Here is a 20096-nt window from a genome sequence, read left to right on the forward strand (position 1 = left end):
GGAAACAGGCCTGTCAGGTTTCCCTGCGGCCCTGCAGTCTGGCTTCGCAGTCAGGACAGATGCCGTAGCTGAACATGGCGCCTGAGTGTTTGCTGATATAGGTTTCCAGTTGGTTCCAATACCCCTTGTCGTCACGGATCTTCTTGCAGGAGTCGCAGATGGGCAGCAAGCCGCTCAATATTCTGACATCGCACAGTGCCCCCTGAAGATCCCCGATGAGCCCTTCACGCTCTTTTTCAACCCTCTTCCGGTCGCTGATATCCTCGATCTGAACGATAAAATATTCCGGATCGCCTTCGTCGCCCTTGAGGACTGAGGCGGTCAGTTGCCCCCAGACCAACTCGCGGCCCTTGGTTATGTACCGTTTTTCCACGGTATAGGCGGAAACCTCTCCATCCAGCAGCCGCTCCACATTGGGAATATCCAGATTCAGGTCGTCCGGGTGGGTTACCTCCGCGAAGGTCAAACCTTGAAGCGCCTCTTTTTCATATCCCAGGATGGCGCACAGAGCGCGGTTAACCAGGAGAAACGCACCGTTGAGAGAGACGAGTGCCATCCCGATGGGAGCGTTTTCCAAAGCGCTGCGGAATCGGGCCTCGCTTTCCCGCACAGCCTTCTCCCGGACGGAAAGCTGATCCGCCATCTGGTCGAAGGTCTGGGCCAAATCTCCCAACTCCCCCCCCTGCAGGCAAGCGGAAACCCGCGTGTGAAGATTTCCTGCCGCCAGGCGGTGGGAAGCCTCCTGCAACGCAGTGATCCTGTTGACAAAACAGTGCTTGCCGATAAATAGGGCCAGAAAAATTGCTGCAAGCAGGAACAGTGACAGGAACGCCATATTGTAAAACTGCTTTTCCGCCGCTTTACTCAGGGTCGCCTGGAGAGGAATACCGGCACGAACGTACAGGTAAGGGAACGTTTCATTGCGTAACCGCAATTTGGTGTACGAAATGATCCGCCGGTCGCCGGACACCCCCACATCAATAAACGAGTTTTCCTCAGGACCGTTCACCATGCTCATGAAGATCCCGTCGTTGGCCTTTTTACCGACAAACCCCTCGGGATTCAGGTTTCTGTCGATTATCACCCCGTTATAGTCGATGATATTGAAGGTCGTCCCCTGGGGCAAGCCTGCCTGGTTAAACAGGACATTGTAATGGTCAAAATTGAAGTTGACTGCAATAACGGCCTTAACCTCACCTTTTTCATCAAGAACCGGATACCCGAAACCGATGGTCGGTTTTGTGGAAATTTGACCAATGACATATTCACCGGAAGAAAACTGCCTGGTTTTGACGGCATTCCGGAAGGTACGCTTATCGCGCAGGGAGAACGGCTTGGTAAGAGGCAGAGCCGATGCCCACACATCTCCGGTTGTTGGGTCGGCGATTACAATATTGGCATACTGGGGATTCAAGGCGAGGACACTCGTCAGAATACCGTTGACGGCCGCCGTCTTGTGTTCTCTGACCTGGGGCAATTGCCCCAGCACGGTCACCAGCTGGTGTGCGGCCGCAGTAAGATTTCTCTGCTCGGAGGCAATGCTGTGGGCCAGTTTCCTCGTCTCGGCGACGCCTTCCTGTAGCGCATCATGGTGCTGGTCCAGACCAAAATGGACGATCAACCCCACAGCCGGCAAGGCAAGCAGCAGGGTCAGCAGGAGCAGAAGTTTCCGCAACGAAAGGGAGGAGAGGTAATCGAGCAGGCTTTGTATCATGAACGCGTCCTCGAGAGGCTGTCGGGCAGGCGCTTACAAGATGGCTTGGTTCCGTGAGGCCGGGGCGACAATCGTCACCTCGTGGCATGTTCGCATGTACCTCTAACACGGCACGGCATGACCGCCGCAAAATTAAATGCATTCAAAACTTGCAAAAGCCGGGCCTCAAATTGGATCAGGGAGGAGATCGGTGCTCTATTCGCAAGTTTTCCCCCAAAAGAAGCGACAAAGCCGCCACCCTCATGGGAGCCGGAACAGTGATTGTGCGCCGGCTAGCCGGGCGGAGAGGCTATCGGGCCAAAGGTGGGCTGGAAAACGATAATGGGGATACTCTATCAGGGTATCCCCATCGTCACGGCAGTTTTTCCGACAAGCCCTTATTTACATTCCGCCAAATAGCTGGGTTTCTCCTGGCGAAAACATCTTGTCCAGGGAAAGAAGCACGAGCAGGCGATCCGTTCGGTTGATCACGCCCGTGATGCACTCCTGATCTATACCGCCCGACACCACGGGTGGGGGAGGCTGTATTTCGCTATCGGAGATGCGGACGACCTCCGACACGGCATCGACGATAAATCCCGTTAAATCGCCGTCCACATCCACAACAATGATGCGGGTCTGGCTATTGTTCGCCACTTCGGGCAAACCAAATTTACGACGCATGGAGATAATGGGAATCACCCGCCCGCGAAGGTTTATGATGCCCTCAACGTAGTGCGGGGTGTTGGGCATGTGCGTAATGGCGGTCATGCGGATGATTTCGCGGACCTTCAGGACCTCTATGCCGAATTCTTCGTCCCCCAGGTTAAAGCTGACGAGTTGGTTGAGCTCACCCTTGGACTCATCACTCTTGACCATCAGTTCGTTGGACATTATCTCATTCCTTTCAGTGGTTCAAATCGTTGCCATGCAGCCCATTCTATACCAGTTTGCCAAAGCCCTGTCAAAGCCTGAACAGCCCCAGCCGCAGACATTGACGGAATGCACACGATTGCATCAACGCCGGCGATTTCGTTTGTGCTTCTTTTCCCTCACGTTAACACGGTGCTTCTGCGCCTTTTGCGCCTTCTGCACCTTATGTTTTCTGGCCTTGGCGGACGGGGCGTCATTCTTGATGCTGCTCAGTAACAGTTGGGGTTCTGCAAAGGTGGGATCGGCCTTTTTTGCTGCCTCCAACATCTCCCTGGCCTCGGAGATACGCCCGCTTTTCAGGTAGGCCCGGCCAAGGGCAAAGAGCGCCCGGGCATTATCCGGCTTCAACTCGAGTGACTTTTTGTACTCGCTGAAGGCCAATTCATAATCTTTTTTGAACTCATACACGATCCCCAGGCGGTAGTGGCGTTGCGGATCGTCCGGCGACCGTGCCAGCCAATCCTTGACAAGCCCGGTCAGATCATCAAAGCGCTTCTGCTTGACATAGAGCGTAATCAGGGCATTGCGGGCTTCCTCGTCTTCAGCGTTCAGCCGGAGGACTTCCCGGTAATGATACTCCGCCTTTTCGGGAGACGAACGGCGCATGAATATCCGCGCCAACTCCCGATGCCCTTCGATGCTGGTCGGATCGAGACGCAAGGCCTCTTCATACTCCGGGACGGCGTTCTTCAGATCCTTACCATGGACATAAACCCGCCCCAAGTTCAGGTGGTACAGCGGGTTATCCGCTCTCGTGCGAATCAACTCGCGGTACTGCTCCGCCGCTTCAGCAAAATTGCCGCGCCACGTCAATATCTCAGCCAGCCTGCGCCGGGCATTGACGTCCGAAGGATCGGACTGGAGCGCGCCACGATAGAACGACAGCGCCTCATCGAGCTGTCCCTTGCGCTCATTGAGCAGACCAAGGCGATACAACGTTGCGCCGTCCTTAACTCCTCCCTTGACCAGTGCAGCGAATGTCGCAGCGGCGTCTTCGTCATGACCGGCCGCCATTTGAGCGTCTCCAAGTTTCTGTTGCACACCGGTCCAGTTTGACCGCCCCTTGAGGGCCGTCTGGTAGGCGGTTATTGCCTTGCCGTATTCACGTTCCGCCATGAACACATCGCCTTTGCGGGCAAAATCTTCCGGGTCGATGGTGACATCGATCCCCGCCAGCAAATACTCCTTCCGGGCCGCCTCCCGGTCTCCCTTTTCCATAAGGATATCCGCCAGCAGCTTGTGCCCTTTGGGGTCAGAGGTAGTGGTTGCAAGGTAGCTCCGAAGCTGGCCGGCCGCTTGGTCGAGCTTGCCGGCCTTACGGTAGAGTCCGGCCAAACCGAGATGGGCAGCCGCGTCTCCGGGCTTCAATATCAGGAGCCGGTCGTATTCGCTTGCTGCCCTGTCGTATTGTTTAAGATCTTCATACGCCTTGGCAAGGCCGGCCTGAATGGCTGGGTCACCGGGAAATGCCCGGCGTGCCGAGCTGTAATGAAACAGCGCCAGAGCCGGCAGCGCCCCCTCCCCCATGACCCTGCCCAGGGCACGATGATAGCGGGGATCGGGCTTACCCATGAGCCCTTTAGTCAGTTCAACCGACGCTTCCCGATCATGTCCCCGTTCAAGGAGCAACAGGCCAAGGTTTCCGTGGGCTTCAGCTAAGGTGGCGTCTTTGGCCACTACCTCACGGTACAGTGTAATTGCGTTGTCAACCTTGCCGGACCGTTCGGCCCTGAGTGCCTTAACGAAACGCCCGGCAACACCATCCGGGCATACTTTGAGAATGTCCTCTTCCTGTTTTAAACGTTGCGGGGTAACGCTGACGGCAGTGAGTGTATCGAGAGATTTTCGTGCCTCCGTACAGGGGTCGGACTTGGACAACCCCCAGGTAAAACCGCAACAGAACACGACGGTCACTCCCAAGACAAGCGAACGAACAAATGTCACACCTTGCATCATGGTTATCCAATCCTTCCTTCAGCCCGAGGGGGACCTTACCCCCCCGGACTGAAAACAGCTTTACGGCGTCACGACGACAAGCTCGTCGCGGCGGTTCTTTTTCCAGGCCGCCTCGTCATGCCCCTGGTCGGCAGGCCGCTCTTTGCCATAGCTGATGGTTGCAAGCCGCCCATCGGAAACGCCCAGTGTCGTCAGGTACTTTTTGGCGGCCTGAGCGCGGCGCTCGCCCAAAGCCAGGTTGTATTCGGCAGAACCATGCTCATCGCAATTACCCTCGATACGAACCTTGGCCTCGGGTGCTTTCACGAGCGCAGCAGCGCTCTTTGCCAGCGTGGCGCGGGCTGCATCGGACAGTTGGGAGGAGTCGAAATCGAAATAAATCCTGTCCAGGGCAGATTGGAGTTGTGAAGCCGACGAGGTGCTTTGGGCCTGCGGTGCAACAGCGGCCTGCTTGGCCGGAACAGCCGCCTGTTCTTTGCCGGCTACCGGCGTTGCGGCATCGTTTTTCTGCGGTCCGACCGTCTTGGCGACAGGTGTCGCTGCTATCCCCTCGTCCTTTTTCACGACCTCCTGGTTTGCGCAACCCCCCACAAGCAAGAGCCCACAAACAAGCATCGCGACGCAAAATTTCATACTGTTTTTCATAATTTATACTCCTCTGAAATAAGATAAGATAAGACAAAAATAAGACGCACGCACGCGGCAACCGTTGTCGACGGCATCGCCACGGGCGCTAGATACGGTTACGGGATTAAACGTACGAAGGCGAACGAGGGGGAGCGCGGGGCGTTAATAGCCTTAACAGCAGCAGAGAGGAAACGAACACAATCACGATGTGAAACGACAGCGGCTGACCTACGGGAGTAATGGGAGAGATCGACCAGCCCAGGGCAACTGGCTCATCGCACTGGTTGGCCGGTGCCAGCTGGGCCGATTTTTCAGCCGGCGTTTCCAGGACGGCACGCGGTGTGGCTTTCGGCTTTTGCGGACGTGATATATTAGGAACCTTTATCCCGAGGAACAGGAGGAATAAAGGCAAGGTGAAGATAACCAGACGCCTGGTCGAGCGTTGCCGCATAGCATGGTACATGGTGATAGTAATATCAGATTGTTGCAGCAAAGTGCAATCGAATTGGCCGGCACGCCTCTCGGCAGGCCCCACCGCCCCTGCTACTGTTTGCCATGAGGCGGATCTTTCACTTTATTCTTGTGTTTGGCACCTCGGTCCCCGAGGTCGCAGGCGTTGGACATTCAGGTGGACACACCGAGGCGCGGAAGGATGTACTTTTGGAGTACCACCCACACAACGAGGAATATGATCAGCACTAGCAGTTCTTTCACTCCATCACCTCGCTCATTCGGATTGGGGCTGGGCAGGCATACCGGAATCATACCCCTGCCTCAGGCCTATTATTCAATTTATAATATATAACAAAGAATATATCAATAACAATCGAGACCGGAAGTAAGAATCATGCCGCCTCCGGCCAAGCCAAGCCACTCCTCTCTTAGCCTCCAACCACTGTGATGGTTGTGGACAGTCCATGGTTGAGGTATAGTGTACCCATGTTTTTGATGCCCGAGCGCCAGCCCCCGGAGGTAAGTCCCTTGTTCATCCCCCTGTTTTTAACGGTCCTCTTGTTGGCCGGTGAACTTCATCATCCCTGCCTGTCCGCGGCGGAAACCACAACAGGGATCGCCCAATCGGCCCACGATGACGGAAAAGGCGCGGAGAAGGGGAAAAAGGAGTCGAGCCCGGCCGCGGAAACACCGGCCGTAACCCGTCACACCATCACCATGAAGGGCAAGACACTGACCTATACAGCGACCGCCGGCGAGCTGCCGGTGCAAAACGATGCCGGCGAAACCGAGGCCCAGATCTTTTTTGTCGCCTATAGCGTTCCCAACCCTTCGCCCACCGCCAAACGTCCGCTGCTGTTCATCTTCAACGGCGGCCCCGGTGCGTCGTCGGTCTGGCTGCACCTTGGGGCGGTCGGTCCCCGTATCGTGCGGATGCTGCCCGACGGCAGGATGCCCGCCCCTCCCTTTCATCTGGAGGACAACGACACGACCTGGCTGGAGTGGGCGGACCTGGTGTTCATCGACCCGGTCGGCACCGGCTACAGCCGGGCGGCCAAGGCGGATCTGGCGAAAAAATTTGCCACGGTCCAGGGCGATGTGGACTCATTGGGGCGGTTCATCAGGCTTTATCTGGGACGTTACGAACGCTGGGGAGGGCCATTGTTCCTGGCGGGAGAAAGCTACGGGGCATTCCGCTCCGCGGGTCTGTCCGAATACCTGCTTGAGCACGGCATCGCGCTCAACGGCATCGTGCTGATTTCCTCGGTTATGAACATGCAGCCTCTCAGCTTCGACCAGGGCAATGACCTCCCCTACCCCTTGTTCCTCCCCAGTTATACGGCAACGGCATGGTACCATCACAAACTGGCGCCTCAATTCCAGGCCGACCTGGACAAGACGCTGGCCCAGGTGGAGTCATGGGCGGCCACGGAGTACACGGCGGCACTTGTCCAGGGAGATAGCCTGCCCGCCGAAAAACGCCGCGAGGTTGCCGACAAACTGGCTGAATTCACGGGACTGGATGCGGCCTTCATCGCCAACCGCAACCTGCGTATCGACAACAGAAGCTTCGTCAGGGAACTCCTCCGCGACCGGCAGCAGATGGTTGGATATCTGGACAGCCGCTTCACGGCTCCAGACCTGGAACCGTCGAACCCTCGCGGCTTTGACCCCGCCGTGGCCATCATCAAGCCTCCCTATACCGATGCTTTCAACCGCTATATTCGCACGGAATTGGGGTACAAATCCGACCTGGAATACTTTGTCCTGGGCGGCGGCATCGGACACTGGGATTGGGAAGCGAAGAACAGCTACGCCGACACAAGTGATAATCTGCGCAACAGTTTTGCCAAAAACCCCTACATGAAACTCTTTGTGGCCATGGGGCTGTTCGACCTGGCAACCCCTCATTTTTCCAGCATGTACACCCTCAATCACTTAGGATTGACGCCGGCACTCCAGAAAAGCATTTCAACCCATCGTTACCGTGCCGGACATATGATCTATCTGGACAGCACCTCCCGGGGGCAGTTGAATCGCGACGTGAGGGAGTTCGCCCATAAAGCGCTGGCCGAAAACCCACGCTAGTCTCCTGTGTGGTCCATTCACTGTTGTAACTTCTCCCGGCAGGTGAACCGCCTCCTGAATGTATCATTTCCCTATACAGGTACATTTCGGTCCTGTTTCTTGTAAAATTGAATAATATCAGCATATTGTCGCAACATAACCCTCCGTACGCATCGTCATCGCTGTATGGGACTGGTATACAGACACCCATGCAGCCCCCCACCTTCTGAGCCGCCCCAGGCACGGTTACGCACAATAATATTCAATAATATACGTATGTTAAATTATTGTTCACACCATATATGAGTTATGGCACGGCCGATGCAAATTATATGGGTAAGGAAACACGCTGGACACCCGATGGAAGAAAGGAGAGAGCCATGAGAACCTTATCAGCAACGCTATTGTCCCTGATGATCACTGCAACCAAGGTGCTGGCAGCGGGAGGGGGAAGTGAAGGTGAAGGTTTGGGCTTGCTGGCGACATTCTTCATCGCATTCGGGATATTGATCGTCCTGTTCCAGTTCATCCCCGGTGTTATGCTCTTCGTCGGGATGTTGAAGGGAATCTTCTCAGCCGGTGATGAAAAATCACACGGAACCACGGGCGCAAAATAGCACCACAACCGGTTACCGCGAGAATGGAAATACTCACACAGGTAGTCGTACGGAGAATAAAGGGGAGGACGCCATGAAAGCCACAGTACTTAAAAACGCTCTGCTGTTGAGCATAGGTTACGTTTCCAACGCGTTTGCGGCAAGCGGCGCACGGGAAGATAATAGCGGTCTGTTCGTATGGATATTCCTTGGATTCTGCGCCCTGATCGTCATTGCCCAACTCATGCCGGTCATGCTGCTGCTGTTCGGCTTTGCCAAGGGGCTCAGCAAGGATAAAACCGCCGAACCGCAGACGGTAAAGACCAAATAGGGAAACCGGGCGGGAACGGCTGCCCCGGTTCAGGGATTAATAGCCACGGCAAGCAGAACCGAGTAGACGCGTTCACCTTTGTGCATGGTGGTCGCCCTGCGGATAGCGATGGAGGTAAAACCGGCCTGGGCAAGAAACCCCTCAAGTTCTTCCCGGCTAAAACCATGGTGGAACACGCCGGTCTGGTTATCGTGGAAGCTGCCGTCCTCGGTCTCCAGGTCAGCCAGAGCGACCCAGCCGCCGGGGTGCAACAACCGGCGCAGCGACGTCAAAAGCGGGACGATCTCCGGGATGTGATGCAGGGCCATGGCACTGGTGATGAGATGAAAGGGACCTGCGGACAGTTTCCCCTGTTCCAGATTGCAACAGAGCGCACGCGTATTTTGGATGCCTGTCGCGGCGCATTTGGCGGTCAGGCGATCGACCATCCCTTGGGAACTGTCCATGCCGACCATGCTGTGCAGGGCGGGTGCCAAATCAAGGGTCAGCAGGCCGGTGCCGCAACCGTAGTCCATCCCGTCCCAATCCGCTGAAAGCGGGACCGCATCTCTTATGGCTGCCCCGATGTCCGCTGCCAGCTTTACCCGGCGCGGTTCTTCGTCCCACGTTGATGCTACGGTATCGAAATTTTTCCGTTCCATGGCAATTCCTCCCAAAACAGCTTGATATGGCGTACTCCACGGCGGGCGCCTGACGCTGCGCGTGCGTTGCAGAGAACGCCCCGCCAGAACCGCTTTCCGATGATCACACCTCAAGGGTATACCCAACCAGCGCAACCTGGAATTCCCGCGGCAATTCCCGCGACAGACGTGCCGAGGCGGCAAAACCGGTGCAATGCCCGGCCGCTATCTTCCTGATCCCCCACTCCTTGAGCGCCTGAATGGTTTTTCCCGTTTGCTCCTGGCTGCAAAAGGCCAGGTGGGTCCCGCCGATCACGGCGTACACATCGCGCCGGCCGGTCATATAGGCGATATGCTCCAGCGTATTGACCAGCCCGGCATGGCAGCATCCCAGAACGACCACCAACCCCTTATCGGTCTCCAGCACCAACGACTGGTCGTCAATCGTGGCGTCCAGTTCCTGCCCGGTGCAATCGCAGTACAACCCCTGATCACCGGTTTCGAACGCCGTGGCGCGAGGAACCTCGCCGGACAGGTGGACTCCGGGAGCCAGTTCGCGGAATGCCGTCGAAAGATCGAATGTCGCCCCGGCGTTTTCCAATGTTTCCCGCCCCTGGGACAGGCCGATGGGAAAGCACTCACCCGTATCCTTTACCCGGTAGCGTGGGGCGAAGATACCCGTGTGCCCGTACACCCGACGGGGGCCGAACTCCTGCAGGTAGGGAAGCAGGCCTCCCGTATGATCGAAATGGCCGTGGGAAATAGCCACTTTTCCGACTGCGGAAAGATTCTTGTTCATCCGGCGGGCGTTGTGCAGCAGGGTAAGCCCTTGACCGGTATCGAACAGGATGGCCTCCCCCCCGGACGGTTCGATCAGGGCGGCAAAGCCGTGCTCTCCCAGAGTGCCGCAGATGGGTCCGACTGAATTTTCACACAGGACGGTGATACGAAAGTTCATATGTCACCCTTTCGGCATCTTCGATTCAGGGTGCAACCACGTCGCCCTTAAACATATTAATATACATATATTTAATACCGTGTCAACAACTGCAACAAAAAACCGCCCGGCAGCATCAGGCTGCCGGGCGGCAAAAAGGAGATTCCAATGGCATTCATGGGGGAGTTGCCGCAACCGTCTACCGTCCGACCTCGACGATGGCCTCTTTTATGGCGCTTCTGGTTATGTCGCGGCTGCCGACCAACAGTTTTCGTTTTTTGGTTCTGGTGTTGTCGACCACCACCGTGGGGGTGGCTTTGACCCCAAAGCCGCGAAACAGGGATTCAAAGAGCTTGACGCCGTTCATCAGTTCAACAAAGTTGTGTGGTCGAAGCTTGATACCCAGGGGAGCCACCGCCGCCTGGACCTGCTCCGGGGTGGGGTTCTTCGTTGACCGGGAGAGTTCGTCCAATACATGGCGCAGGCGCATGTATTTATCCTTGTTGTACATGATGAATTGCAGGTTATAGGGGGTATAGTTGGAGGTGTCCGGGTGGATCGGCATGTCGACGAACGCGACGCGGGCCGTTGCGGCAATCTCCGGAAACACCTTCTCTATTTCAGGCTCCACCCTGCGACAGACGGGGCAGAACCAGTCGCTGACAACGTACACCGTGGTGTCGCTCTGGCGCTTCCCGAAGTAGATGTCGGGGCCTGCCGCCTCTGCCTCCTTCTGTACACCGACCAAAGCTGCGCCGAGGCCGATCAGAAGTGCAAGGGCCATCACCACGACATGGGTCAATTTTGCTTTCATGCTTCCTCCTAACGCTGTTTGCGTAGCCAGTAATTCGTAGAGCAGGACGAAACCTGTCGTGACGACCATTGCTGCGATGCCGAGGCAGACCGGGCACCAGGCGCCAATAATGTACTTTTGGATCCAGATCAGCCGCAGTTCGGCACCGGCGGCCCCGCTGACGCCGTAGAGCAACAGCGCACCGGCAAGGGGGATGCGCTTGCGCAGAGCCGCAAGCAGGATCAGCACCCCGAAGAAGAGACAGCCGAACCAGCCGAAATCCATTCCAAAGATTGCAAATTTTGCCGTTTCGCTGCACATGGCCGTGCATATTTTCAGGCCGGAGAGTACTGAGAGGGTCAGGCCCGCCAGAAGCGCCAGCCAGAGCACAACGCCGGCGACCGCTTTGCCTGCACCGCATGATGATAAAGGCATCGAGTTACTCTTGCTTGCTGAAGAATTCATAGAATCGCAAATAATGTATCGCTTATTCCCGTGGGCATCAACCCCATGTGTGATTAAAGCCTCAATATAACACGGCGGGCGTAAAATGCGAGTGCAATTTTCCGTACCGCGTGGGCCCTGAGGCGGTTGCAGGACTCGGCAATAACGGCATGTCGCACCTGTCGTACCACCGGGACGCTCACCCCGCTTGACCCGGCCGCGCATCATATCTATAGTAATGGCAGATTGACTCCATTCAGATCAACGATACCACCTGAGACGAGCGAGATGACATCACCTTTGCACCACAAACCGTTCCTCCTCTTTTTGCTGGCGCGCGCCGCAGCCACCATCGCGTATCAGATGACCGGCGTCGCCGTGGGGTGGCAGATCTATTCCCTGACCCACCGCGCCTTTGACCTCGGTCTGGTCGGACTCGTACAATTCATCCCCTCGGCAGCGTTGGTACTGCTGGTGGGGCATGTTGCCGACCGTTATGATCGTCGCCGGATCGTCTCTCTCGCACAATTCGTGGAGGCGGCGGCGCTGTTCGGCCTCTGTCTGGGAAGCCACGCCCAGTGGGCCGGCAAGGAAGCCATCCTTGCGTTCATCTTCCTGATCGGCATCGCCCGCGCCTTTGAATTCACCACCCTCCAGACCCTGGTCCCCTCGCTGGTGGATCAGGAAACCCTGCCCCGGGCCATGGCGCTCAACGCTTCGGTCAGACAGGCGGCCGTCATTATCGGTCCGATGATGGGCGGTTTCCTCTACATTGCCGGCCCTGCCGTGGTATATGCCGTCAGCGGCGCGCTCTTTCTCCTGTCGGCGGCGGCTATTGTGGCAATCAGGATCGAACGACCGCCGTCACTACTCCGTGAACCGGTTTCCCTCCACTTTGTCTTTGCAGGTATTTCCTATATCCGCAGCCGCCGGGTCGTGCTGGGGGCCATATCCCTCGACCTGTTCGCCGTGCTGCTCGGCGGCGCCACCGCCCTGCTGCCGATCTATGCCCGCGACATCCTCTCCGCCGGCCCTTGGGGGCTCGGTTTCCTGCGTTCCGCACCGGCCGTCGGTGCCTTTGCCGCATCCATCTACCTGGCGCGCCAACCATTGCAGCGCAAGGTGGGGAAGGTCATGTTCGCCGCGGTAACCTGGTTCGGCATCGCCACCATCGTCTTTGCCCTCTCCACGTCCATCGCCCTGTCGTTCGTGGCGCTGGTGGTGCTCGGCTGGTCCGACATGTTGAGCGTGGTCATCCGCTCCACGCTGGTGCAGTTGGAGACCCCCGATGAAATGCGCGGACGGGTCAGCGCCGTCAACGCCATCTTCATCGGCACCTCCAACGAGTTGGGAGAATTTGAGTCGGGGTTGACCGCCGCCTGGTTCGGGGCAATGCCCGCCGCACTGATCGGCGGTATCGGCACCTTGCTGGTCGTCCTGCTCTGGAGGCGTTTTTTCCCCGAGCTGGCGCAACGCGAGCGGCTCCAGGCGGATTAAGACCTGTCCGCACAGACCTTGCAGATCGTTCTCAGTACAATCTGACACTTTCTTTCCAGCACGCCACTGTGGTATTACTAGCGGGACGTGACTCCATCACGGGGAGCCGATTCATGCTTCTTTGGCACATATTCTGGGTTTATACGCGGGTTGCCCTCTTTTCCTGGGGTGGCGGGCCGGCCTCACTTGCGCTGATGCAGCGCGAAACCACGACGGCGTTCTGGTTGCCGCCCGGGGGTACGGCCCCGGTGCCGTGGATGTCCCCTGAAGAGTTTGCCGATGCCGTGGCGGTGGGCAATGCCTTGCCGGGCCCGGTTGCGCCCCAAGTATCGGCCTGTGTCGGCTACAAGCTGGCCGGGGTTCCCGGCGCCGTGGCCGCAGCAGCGGGAACGGTGGTCCCCACGACCCTGTTGATGCTTATCATGGTGGCCTACTTTTTCCATGTCAAGGACAGCCCGAACATAGCGGCGGCCCTCAAGGTGGTGCGGCCGCTGGTGGTCGGTCTCCTGCTCTGGACCGCCTACGACATGGCCTTTTCGGTCTTCGGCGCCGGCAAGAACGGGTGGGGGTCGGCTCTGACCATCGGCTGGGACAAGATCATCTTCGTCCTGGCGGCCTTTGTCCTTTTAACCTTCACCAGGACCAATCCGGCGCTGATCATCTTCGGCGGGGCGTTGATCGGCGGGCTGCTCTACCGCTGACGCACGGCAACATTTGAGAGACAAGGAGCAGGGACAACAGTGATCACACGACCTGGGCAAAGACATCGGCACACCTACGGCCCCCGGGCCGGCCTCGGACGCCTCCTGCGGACCTGTCTTGCCGTTCTGTTCCTGTGCCTCCCGGCCCTGCCCGCCTTCGGCGCCACCGGCGACCAGAGCCGGAATCCCGGCGACAAGGTCATCATCGTCGGCGGCAACCGCGCCTACCCTCCCTACGAGTTCCTTGACAAGGACGGCCAACCGGCGGGGTACAATGTGGATCTCACCCGGGCCATCGCCAAGGTTATGGGGATGAAAGTGGAATTCCGCTTCGGCGCGTGGTCCGAGATGCGCACCGCCCTCATGAATGGCGAGATCGACGTCCTCCAGGGGATCTCCTTTTCGGAAGAGCGATTAGGGTCCATCACCTTTTCCCCTCCCCACACCATCGTGCACCACGCCATCTTTGCCCGCAAGGACACCAAACCGGTCAACTCCATCCAGGAGTTGCACGGCAAGGAGATCATCGTTTTCCGCGACGGGATCATGCATGATTCCCTGAGGAATCTCGGCTTCAGCGGCGACCTGCACTTCTCCGACACCCCGGCCGACGCCCTGCGCCTTCTCGCCTCCGGCGCCCACGACTACGCGGTCGTCGCCATCTTGCCCGGCATGTACCTCATCCGGGAACTCCACCTGACGAACGTCGTTCCGGTGGCGACCAGCATTGCGGCCCAGAAATACTGCTATGGCGTCAGAAAGGGGAATGACGAGCTGATGACCCGCATCAGCGAAGGGCTCGCCATCCTCCACAAAACCGGCCAGTACCAGGCGATCTACGACAAATGGCTCGGCACCCTGGAGCCGCCGCCGGTCTCCTGGGAGCGGGCCGTGCGCTATGGCGCCCTCGCCCTGGTCCTGCTCCTGCTCATTCTGGCCGCCACGGTGGTCTGGTCCCGAACCCTCCAGAAGCGCGTGGCGCTGCGGACCCAGGAACTGGCCCGCGAGTCGGCGGAGCGTAAACGCGCTCTGGAAGAACTACGCCGTCACCAGGACAAACTCATTCAGGCCGACAAGATGGCCTCCCTGGGTATCCTCGTCTCCGGCGTGGCCCACGAGATCAACAACCCCAACGGCTTGATCCTGCTCAACATGCCGATCCTCAAGGAGGTCTACCAGGACGCGGTGGAGGTCCTGGAGGCCCACTACCACGAATCCGGTGATTTCCCCCTTGGCGGTCTCCCTTATTCGCGGATGCGCAACGAGGTCCCCCACATGCTGGACGAGATGCTGGAGGGCTCGAAACGCATCAAGCGCATCGTCGAGGAGCTCAAGGATTTCGCCCGCCAGGACGACAACTCCGGCAGCGACCTTTTCGACCTGAATCAGGTGGCCCAGGCGGCCGTACGCCTGGTCGACAGCTCACTCCGCAAGGCAACGGTCAATTTTTCGGCGGAGTACGCCGCCGATATCCCCCAGGTGCGGGGAAACACCCAACGCATCGAACAGGTTGTCGTCAACCTGCTGCTCAACGCCTGCCAGGCGCTGCCCAACACGGAGTGCAAGATATCCCTGGCCACGTTCCGCGTCAGCAATGCCAGGATCGTGGCCCTGACCATAACGGATGAGGGGGTCGGCATAGCCTCCGAACATATCCCCCGCCTGACCGATCCGTTTTTCACCACCAAGCGGGAAACAGGAGGGACCGGACTGGGCCTCTCGGTGTCGGCGGGGATCGTCAACGAACACGGCGGGACGCTCAAGTTCACTTCGGCCCCCGGCGCAGGCACGACCGTCATTCTGACCCTCCCGGCCGCCGAGGAGACGACCTAATGAGCCAGAACCTGTATCCCCCCTTTTGCATACTCCTCGTGGATGACGAGCCGGCCTGGCTCCGTTCGCTCTCCCTTACCCTGGAGCGGTCCGCCGGTATTACCAATATTCTCACCTGCCAGGACAGCCGGGAGGTGAAGGATATCATCGCCAGCAGGAATGTTGGCCTGATCCTTCTTGACCTCACCATGCCCCACGTCTCGGGCGAAGACCTCCTGACCATGATCGCGGAACATCACCCGGAAACCACCACCATCGTGATCAGCGGCATGAACCAACTGGAGACCGCCGTGCGCTGCATGAGGCTCGGGGCATTTGATTACTTCGTCAAGACGGTGGAAGAGGATCGTCTGGTGGGCGGGGTGCTGCGCGCCATCAGGATGCTGGAACTCCAGCGCGAGAATCACGAGATGTCCAGCCGCGTCCTCACCGGGGCGCTTCGGCATCCCGAAGCCTTTACCGCCATCATCACGGCCAACCAAGCCATGCACGCCATTTTTTCTTATGTGGAAGCGGTTGCGGTTAGCCCCCAGCCGCTCCTCATCACCGGCGAAAGCGGCGTCGGCAAGGAACTCCTCGCCCGCGCCACCCACCTTCTGAGCGGCTGCGCGGGACCGCTGGTGGCGGTGAATGTGGCCGGCCTGGACGATACGGTGTTTGCCGATACCCTTTTCGGCCATACCAAAGGTGCCTTCACCGGTGCCGACCACCAACGCCGGGGGATGATCGAGGAGGCTGCCGACGGCACCCTGTTCCTGGATGAAATCGGCGACCTCAGCATCCCTTCCCAAGTCAAACTTTTAAGACTTCTCCAGGAGGGGGAATACTTTCCCCTGGGGAGCGACCGTCCGAAGCGCCTCAAGGCGCGCATCATCGTGGCCACGCACCACGACCTTGCCCAGAAAGAAGCTGACGGGAGATTCCGCCGCGACCTTTTCTACCGTCTGCGGACCCACCACGTCCAAGTCCCTCCCCTCCGGGAGCGGAAGGAGGACATTCCGTTACTACTCGACTATTTCCTCGGCAAAGTTGCCCATTCCCTGGGAAAAAAGAAACCGACCCCTCCCCGGGAACTGGCCCAACTCCTTGCCACCTACTCCTTTCCCGGCAACGTACGCGAACTGAAAGCCATGATCTACGACGCCGTAAGCGTCCATCGCGACCACATCCTCTCCATGGACACCTTTTTGCGCGGCATCGGCCAACCCGACTCCTCACCCGTCGCCACCGCCCCCGAAGGCAATCCCTTTTCTTGTCTCGAGCGTCTTCCCTCCTTTTCGGAGGCAACGGAACTGCTCGTTTCCGAGGCCATAACCCGTGCCAAAGGCAATCAGACAATCGCCGCGCGCTTGCTCGGCATCTCTCAACCCGCCCTGAGCAAGCGCCTCAAGCTGGCGCGTGAGCAGGAAGAATAACAGCGACGCCTGACCGCCGGGGAGCAACTCCCAGTCTCCCCTGCGCCCTCAGCGATGCCGAACCTCGGGAGATAATGGGGCTATCTGAATTTTTTCGATGCCGGCGCTGACAAATAGAGAACGCGCAGAAGAAAGGGTATAACTAGCGTTATCCCCATAACGTCGGTTATACCACCCTACTTTTGCGCAGTAACGGACGTTTCCCCATCAATCCCCAGCTACGACATAACCAAAGTTATACCCTTTCATCGACAGCAAGAGGCCATAAAACAGTGTTTAGTGTTTAATTTCAACCGCTTAAACACAGGGGTCAACTTGGTATTCAGCTTGCTGATATGGTTTTATATTGCATAACAGCAGACCCAGAGCAGACGACAAGCTGAACCAAATCCGGTTAAAATAAGCAGATGAAAGGGATGTGTATGAAAACGAAGAGGTTTTACCAGCATCTGTACGTCCAAGTGCTTACGGCGATTGCCATCGGCGTTGTCCTCGGCAACTTCTACCCGGAGACCGGCGTTGCCATGAAACCGTTTGGGGACGGCTTCATCAAACTGATCAAGATGATCATCACGCCGGTGATCTTCTGTACGGTCGTAACCGGCATTGCCGGCATGGAGGACATGAAAAAGGTGGGCCGGGTCGGCGCCAAGGCGCTGATCTACTTCGAGGTGCTCACCACACTGGCCCTCGCCATCGGCCTTATCGTGGTGAACGTCATCCGGCCGGGCGAAGGCTTCAACGCCGACGTGACCAAGCTCGATACGAAAGCTCTCGTCGCCTTTACCACCCAGGCAAAGTCCCATTCCACAGTCGATTTTCTGCTCAACATCATCCCGTCGAGCGTGGTTGACGCCTTTGCCAAAGGCGACATCCTGCAGGTGCTTGTCTTTGCCATCCTGTTCGGCTTCGCCCTGTCGGCCCTCGGTGAAAAGGGCAAGGCTGTTTACCGGCTGATCGACCAGCTTTCCCAGGCGCTCTTCGGGATCGTCAACATCATCATGAAGTTCGCCCCAATCGGGGCCTTTGGCGCCATGGCCTTCACCATCGGCAAATTTGGGGTTGGCTCTCTTTCAAAGTTGGGCTTGCTGATGGTAAGTTTCTACCTTACCTGCCTGCTCTTCGTCCTGCTGGTCCTCGGACCGATAGGCAAGTTCTGCGGCTTCAACGTCTTCAAGTTCATTCGCTATATCCGCGAGGAACTCCTGATCGTTCTGGGCACCTCGTCCTCCGAATCGGCCCTGCCCCGGCTGATGGTCAAGCTTGAAAACCTGGGTTGCAAGAAATCGGTGGTCGGCCTCGTCGTTCCCACCGGCTACTCCTTCAACCTGGACGGGACGTCGATCTACCTCACCATGGCAGCGCTGTTTGTCGCCCAGGCCACCAATACCCCCCTTACCTGGACCCAGACTTTTACCGTCCTCGCGGTTCTGCTGCTCACCTCCAAAGGTGCCGCCGGGGTCACGGGAAGCGGTTTTGTCACCCTCGCAGCCACCTTCGCAGCCATCCCCACCATCCCCTTGGCTGGTCTGGCCTTAATCCTCGGTATCGACCGCTTTATGTCGGAAGCCCGCGCCCTGACCAACTTCGTCGGCAATGGCGTGGCCACAATCGTTGTCTCCCGCTGGGAAAACGAGCTTGACGTCGAGCGGATGAAGCATGTGCTCAGCAACAACCTGACCGGCACCGAAGAGTCCCACGGTTTTGCCATCCCCGAGACCGAACCGGAGATGATTGCCGATTAGGCCGCCTGCTGCCGCACTGCAAACAGAAAAAGCCCGCTCATGCGGGCTTTTTCTGTTTGTGGCCTTTTCTCCCTCTTCTCCTGATCCGACGCGGCTCTATGGGAAGTTCGACGGTCGATCGGCGGTAGCCACAATCGTTGGGGAGCCAGCGGAGGGTCGGAACCAGTTCCGGCGTCAACTTCACACAGCTTGGATTGATCTCGAAGCGTCGCTCGAAAATCTTGCAGCGCCGGCTTGTCACATCCAGATAGCGGCACGGTGTCTGGGTGTAGAGAATGGTGCCGCGTTCATCCTCCAGCTTTTCAAAACAGCAGAGACCACACTGTTTGCAGAGGCTGTCCCACTGGGCATCGTTGTTGGCAGCATCAATCATGGCGGGCAGAGTAAACCAGGTGCAGGGGATGTGTCAATAAATAGACCCGCCGGCTGAAGTCCCCGGTGGCGATCTGCCGGTCCGTCACGGCCAGCACAAAAAATAGTGGCGAATCCAGGGGGACGCGAAGAGTACTTCGGTCAGAAGCCTGAAAAGTTGCTCATGTACGGATGGCAGCGTTTGCAGTCATTCATGGGAAAGGCAACCCGCATATGACAGGCGCCGCAGTAGTTACCGAAAATATTCTTGTCCATGGAGAAATCAACGGTGCCCTTCTTCTTGATGTTGAAGATATCCGGGTGGCAGCTGGAGCAGTCAAGCTCGCTGAAATGGTCTTCATGGGAAAAGGTCACGTCGCTTCGGGGAGCCGCCGTGCTGAGCTTCATCGGCAGATGCAATTTTTCCGGGAGCGGCATGGAGGGAGCGGCGAAAGAGAGGGAATTCCTCGGGCTGATCCTGCCGCTCTTGAGCGCTCCAGCCCAATCGATGCCGTTTCCGAAGCCTGCCATGGGCAGCGGGGCGGCAAAGGTCTCGAAGGAGGCCTCCAAGGCCTGGGTATCCTTCATGTGGCATCGGGCGCACAGGGAAGGCTCGCCATCCTGCACCCCGAATGCCGTCACGCCGTCATGGCAGGCTCCGCAGTATTTTCCCGCAGTATATTGGGCGCGGGAGATGCCCGTATCCCCTGCACGCATGCTGAATCCCAGGTCGAGGTGGCAGACGCGGCACGTGTAACGGGCCCGGTGGCTCCAGTGGGCGAACACGACCGGGGCCATCCCGGCCTTTTTGGTCCTACGGCGCATGACGAGGGTACCGTACTTCCAAAACGGCCCGTTGGGAGGAATGGTCTTGAGCACATCGCCCAGCTCGCTTCGATCCATCGCCGGGGCGCTCCCCAGGCACGACAGTAGCACCACGGCGGCAAGAAACAGAGTTGTGCTGTTCATCCTTTTTTTCACTCGAACCTCGTCATCAGGGTCTAGCGGCTCGATGTCAGCCTATTTCTGCGTCTTTTCACTGTTTTTGGCCTCTAGGATGTATACATAGAGACTCTTGCACATCTGGAGCCGTTTCAAATATAC

17 protein-coding genes are annotated in these 20096 nt (G+C 58.0%); 8 read left to right on the top strand and 9 right to left on the bottom strand.

Annotation, left to right across the window (positions count from 1 at the left end):
• Positions 1 to 13: 13 nt before the first annotated feature.
• The 4 genes from F6V25_RS03920 to pal form a co-directional block, all read right to left on the bottom strand.
• Positions 14 to 1714 (bottom strand): HAMP domain-containing protein, encoded by a 1701-nt coding sequence (locus F6V25_RS03920; RefSeq protein ID WP_151127327.1) that lies wholly within the window; start codon positions 1712 to 1714, stop codon positions 14 to 16.
• Positions 1715 to 2095: 381 nt separating this feature from the next.
• Positions 2096 to 2587 carry a chemotaxis protein CheW gene (locus F6V25_RS03925; protein ID WP_151127328.1) on the bottom strand — a complete coding sequence of 164 codons (492 nt, stop codon included), beginning with the start codon at positions 2585 to 2587 and terminating at the stop codon, positions 2096 to 2098.
• A gap of 123 nt (positions 2588 to 2710) precedes the next feature.
• Positions 2711 to 4531 carry a tetratricopeptide repeat protein gene (locus F6V25_RS03930; protein WP_191966066.1) on the bottom strand — a complete coding sequence of 607 codons (1821 nt, stop codon included), beginning with the start codon at positions 4529 to 4531 and terminating at the stop codon, positions 2711 to 2713.
• Between the two features lie 111 nt (positions 4532 to 4642).
• Positions 4643 to 5146: a peptidoglycan-associated lipoprotein Pal gene (gene pal, locus F6V25_RS03935; protein WP_246166953.1), complete on the bottom strand. Its 504-nt coding sequence runs from the start codon at positions 5144 to 5146 to the stop codon at positions 4643 to 4645.
• A gap of 1044 nt (positions 5147 to 6190) precedes the next feature.
• On the opposite strand from pal, the gene F6V25_RS03940 reads away from it, so the two are divergent.
• The 3 genes from F6V25_RS03940 (at position 6191) to F6V25_RS03950 (ending at position 8656) form a co-directional block, all read left to right on the top strand.
• Entirely contained in the window at positions 6191 to 7750 is a 1560-nt protein-coding gene (locus tag F6V25_RS03940; RefSeq protein ID WP_246166954.1) for a S10 family peptidase, read from the top strand.
• 359 nt (positions 7751 to 8109) lie between these two features.
• Complete coding sequence (locus F6V25_RS03945; protein ID WP_151127331.1) at positions 8110 to 8346, top strand: hypothetical protein; 237 nt, start codon at positions 8110 to 8112, stop codon at positions 8344 to 8346.
• 73 nt (positions 8347 to 8419) lie between these two features.
• Positions 8420 to 8656 carry a hypothetical protein gene (locus tag F6V25_RS03950; RefSeq protein ID WP_151127332.1) on the top strand — a complete coding sequence of 79 codons (237 nt, stop codon included), beginning with the start codon at positions 8420 to 8422 and terminating at the stop codon, positions 8654 to 8656.
• 29 nt (positions 8657 to 8685) lie between these two features.
• Here F6V25_RS03950 and F6V25_RS03955 read toward each other — a convergent pair whose 3' ends face one another.
• The 3 genes from F6V25_RS03955 to F6V25_RS03965 form a co-directional block, all read right to left on the bottom strand.
• A complete protein-coding gene (locus tag F6V25_RS03955) occupies positions 8686 to 9297 on the bottom strand; it encodes a class I SAM-dependent DNA methyltransferase (RefSeq protein WP_151127333.1) in 612 nt (203 codons plus the stop codon).
• 103 nt (positions 9298 to 9400) lie between these two features.
• Positions 9401 to 10234 carry an MBL fold metallo-hydrolase gene (locus F6V25_RS03960; protein ID WP_151127334.1) on the bottom strand — a complete coding sequence of 278 codons (834 nt, stop codon included), beginning with the start codon at positions 10232 to 10234 and terminating at the stop codon, positions 9401 to 9403.
• A 178-nt stretch (positions 10235 to 10412) separates the two neighbouring features.
• Positions 10413 to 11441, bottom strand: coding sequence for a vitamin K epoxide reductase family protein (locus F6V25_RS03965; protein WP_151127335.1), 1029 nt, complete (start codon positions 11439 to 11441; stop codon positions 10413 to 10415).
• Positions 11442 to 11738: 297 nt separating this feature from the next.
• Between F6V25_RS03965 and F6V25_RS03970 the strand changes: the two genes are divergently transcribed.
• The 5 genes from F6V25_RS03970 to F6V25_RS03990 all read left to right on the top strand — a co-directional run bounded on the left by F6V25_RS03970 (position 11739) and on the right by F6V25_RS03990 (position 18641).
• Positions 11739 to 12947, top strand: coding sequence for an MFS transporter (locus F6V25_RS03970; RefSeq protein WP_151127336.1), 1209 nt, complete (start codon positions 11739 to 11741; stop codon positions 12945 to 12947).
• A 113-nt stretch (positions 12948 to 13060) separates the two neighbouring features.
• The gene (locus F6V25_RS03975) at positions 13061 to 13648 is read left to right on the top strand and encodes a chromate transporter (protein WP_151127337.1); all 588 of its coding nucleotides are present in this window, start codon (positions 13061 to 13063) and stop codon (positions 13646 to 13648) included.
• Positions 13649 to 13687: 39 nt separating this feature from the next.
• Positions 13688 to 15481: a transporter substrate-binding domain-containing protein gene (locus tag F6V25_RS03980; RefSeq protein ID WP_151127338.1), complete on the top strand. Its 1794-nt coding sequence runs from the start codon at positions 13688 to 13690 to the stop codon at positions 15479 to 15481.
• Entirely contained in the window at positions 15481 to 16896 is a 1416-nt protein-coding gene (locus F6V25_RS03985) for a sigma-54-dependent transcriptional regulator (RefSeq protein ID WP_151127339.1), read from the top strand. The genes F6V25_RS03980 and F6V25_RS03985 overlap by 1 nt, the downstream gene beginning before the upstream one ends.
• Before the next feature lie 422 nt (positions 16897 to 17318).
• Positions 17319 to 18641: a dicarboxylate/amino acid:cation symporter gene (locus F6V25_RS03990; protein ID WP_149307880.1), complete on the top strand. Its 1323-nt coding sequence runs from the start codon at positions 17319 to 17321 to the stop codon at positions 18639 to 18641.
• 37 nt (positions 18642 to 18678) lie between these two features.
• Here the strand turns inward: F6V25_RS03990 and F6V25_RS03995 are convergent, their stop codons facing one another.
• Positions 18679 to 19014, bottom strand: coding sequence for a YcgN family cysteine cluster protein (locus F6V25_RS03995; protein WP_151127340.1), 336 nt, complete (start codon positions 19012 to 19014; stop codon positions 18679 to 18681).
• Positions 19015 to 19154: 140 nt separating this feature from the next.
• On the bottom strand, positions 19155 to 19961 hold the full coding sequence (locus tag F6V25_RS04000) for a c(7)-type cytochrome triheme domain-containing protein (protein WP_151127341.1): 807 nt from the start codon (positions 19959 to 19961) through the stop codon (positions 19155 to 19157).
• Between the last annotated feature and the right edge of the window lie 135 nt (positions 19962 to 20096).

The organism is Oryzomonas japonica (genome assembly GCF_008802365.1).
GTDB classification, from domain to species: domain Bacteria; phylum Desulfobacterota; class Desulfuromonadia; order Geobacterales; family Pseudopelobacteraceae; genus Oryzomonas; species Oryzomonas japonica.

Excerpts from the sequence above, each read along its gene's own strand:
- F6V25_RS03920 (WP_151127327.1), bottom strand. The coding sequence starts at position 1,714 with ATGATACAAAGCCTGCTCGATTACCTCTCCTCCCTTTCGTTGCGGAAA.
- F6V25_RS03925 (WP_151127328.1), bottom strand. The coding sequence starts at position 2,587 with ATGTCCAACGAACTGATGGTCAAGAGTGATGAGTCCAAGGGTGAGCTC.
- F6V25_RS03945 (WP_151127331.1), top strand. The coding sequence starts at position 8,110 with ATGAGAACCTTATCAGCAACGCTATTGTCCCTGATGATCACTGCAACC.
- F6V25_RS03950 (WP_151127332.1), top strand. The coding sequence starts at position 8,420 with ATGAAAGCCACAGTACTTAAAAACGCTCTGCTGTTGAGCATAGGTTAC.
- F6V25_RS03955 (WP_151127333.1), bottom strand. The coding sequence starts at position 9,297 with ATGGAACGGAAAAATTTCGATACCGTAGCATCAACGTGGGACGAAGAA.
- F6V25_RS03960 (WP_151127334.1), bottom strand. The coding sequence starts at position 10,234 with ATGAACTTTCGTATCACCGTCCTGTGTGAAAATTCAGTCGGACCCATC.
- F6V25_RS03965 (WP_151127335.1), bottom strand. The coding sequence starts at position 11,441 with ATGCCTTTATCATCATGCGGTGCAGGCAAAGCGGTCGCCGGCGTTGTG.
- F6V25_RS03970 (WP_151127336.1), top strand. The coding sequence starts at position 11,739 with ATGACATCACCTTTGCACCACAAACCGTTCCTCCTCTTTTTGCTGGCG.
- F6V25_RS03975 (WP_151127337.1), top strand. The coding sequence starts at position 13,061 with ATGCTTCTTTGGCACATATTCTGGGTTTATACGCGGGTTGCCCTCTTT.
- F6V25_RS03985 (WP_151127339.1), top strand. The coding sequence starts at position 15,481 with ATGAGCCAGAACCTGTATCCCCCCTTTTGCATACTCCTCGTGGATGAC.
- F6V25_RS03990 (WP_149307880.1), top strand. The coding sequence starts at position 17,319 with ATGAAAACGAAGAGGTTTTACCAGCATCTGTACGTCCAAGTGCTTACG.
- F6V25_RS03995 (WP_151127340.1), bottom strand. The coding sequence starts at position 19,014 with ATGATTGATGCTGCCAACAACGATGCCCAGTGGGACAGCCTCTGCAAA.
- F6V25_RS04000 (WP_151127341.1), bottom strand. The coding sequence starts at position 19,961 with ATGAACAGCACAACTCTGTTTCTTGCCGCCGTGGTGCTACTGTCGTGC.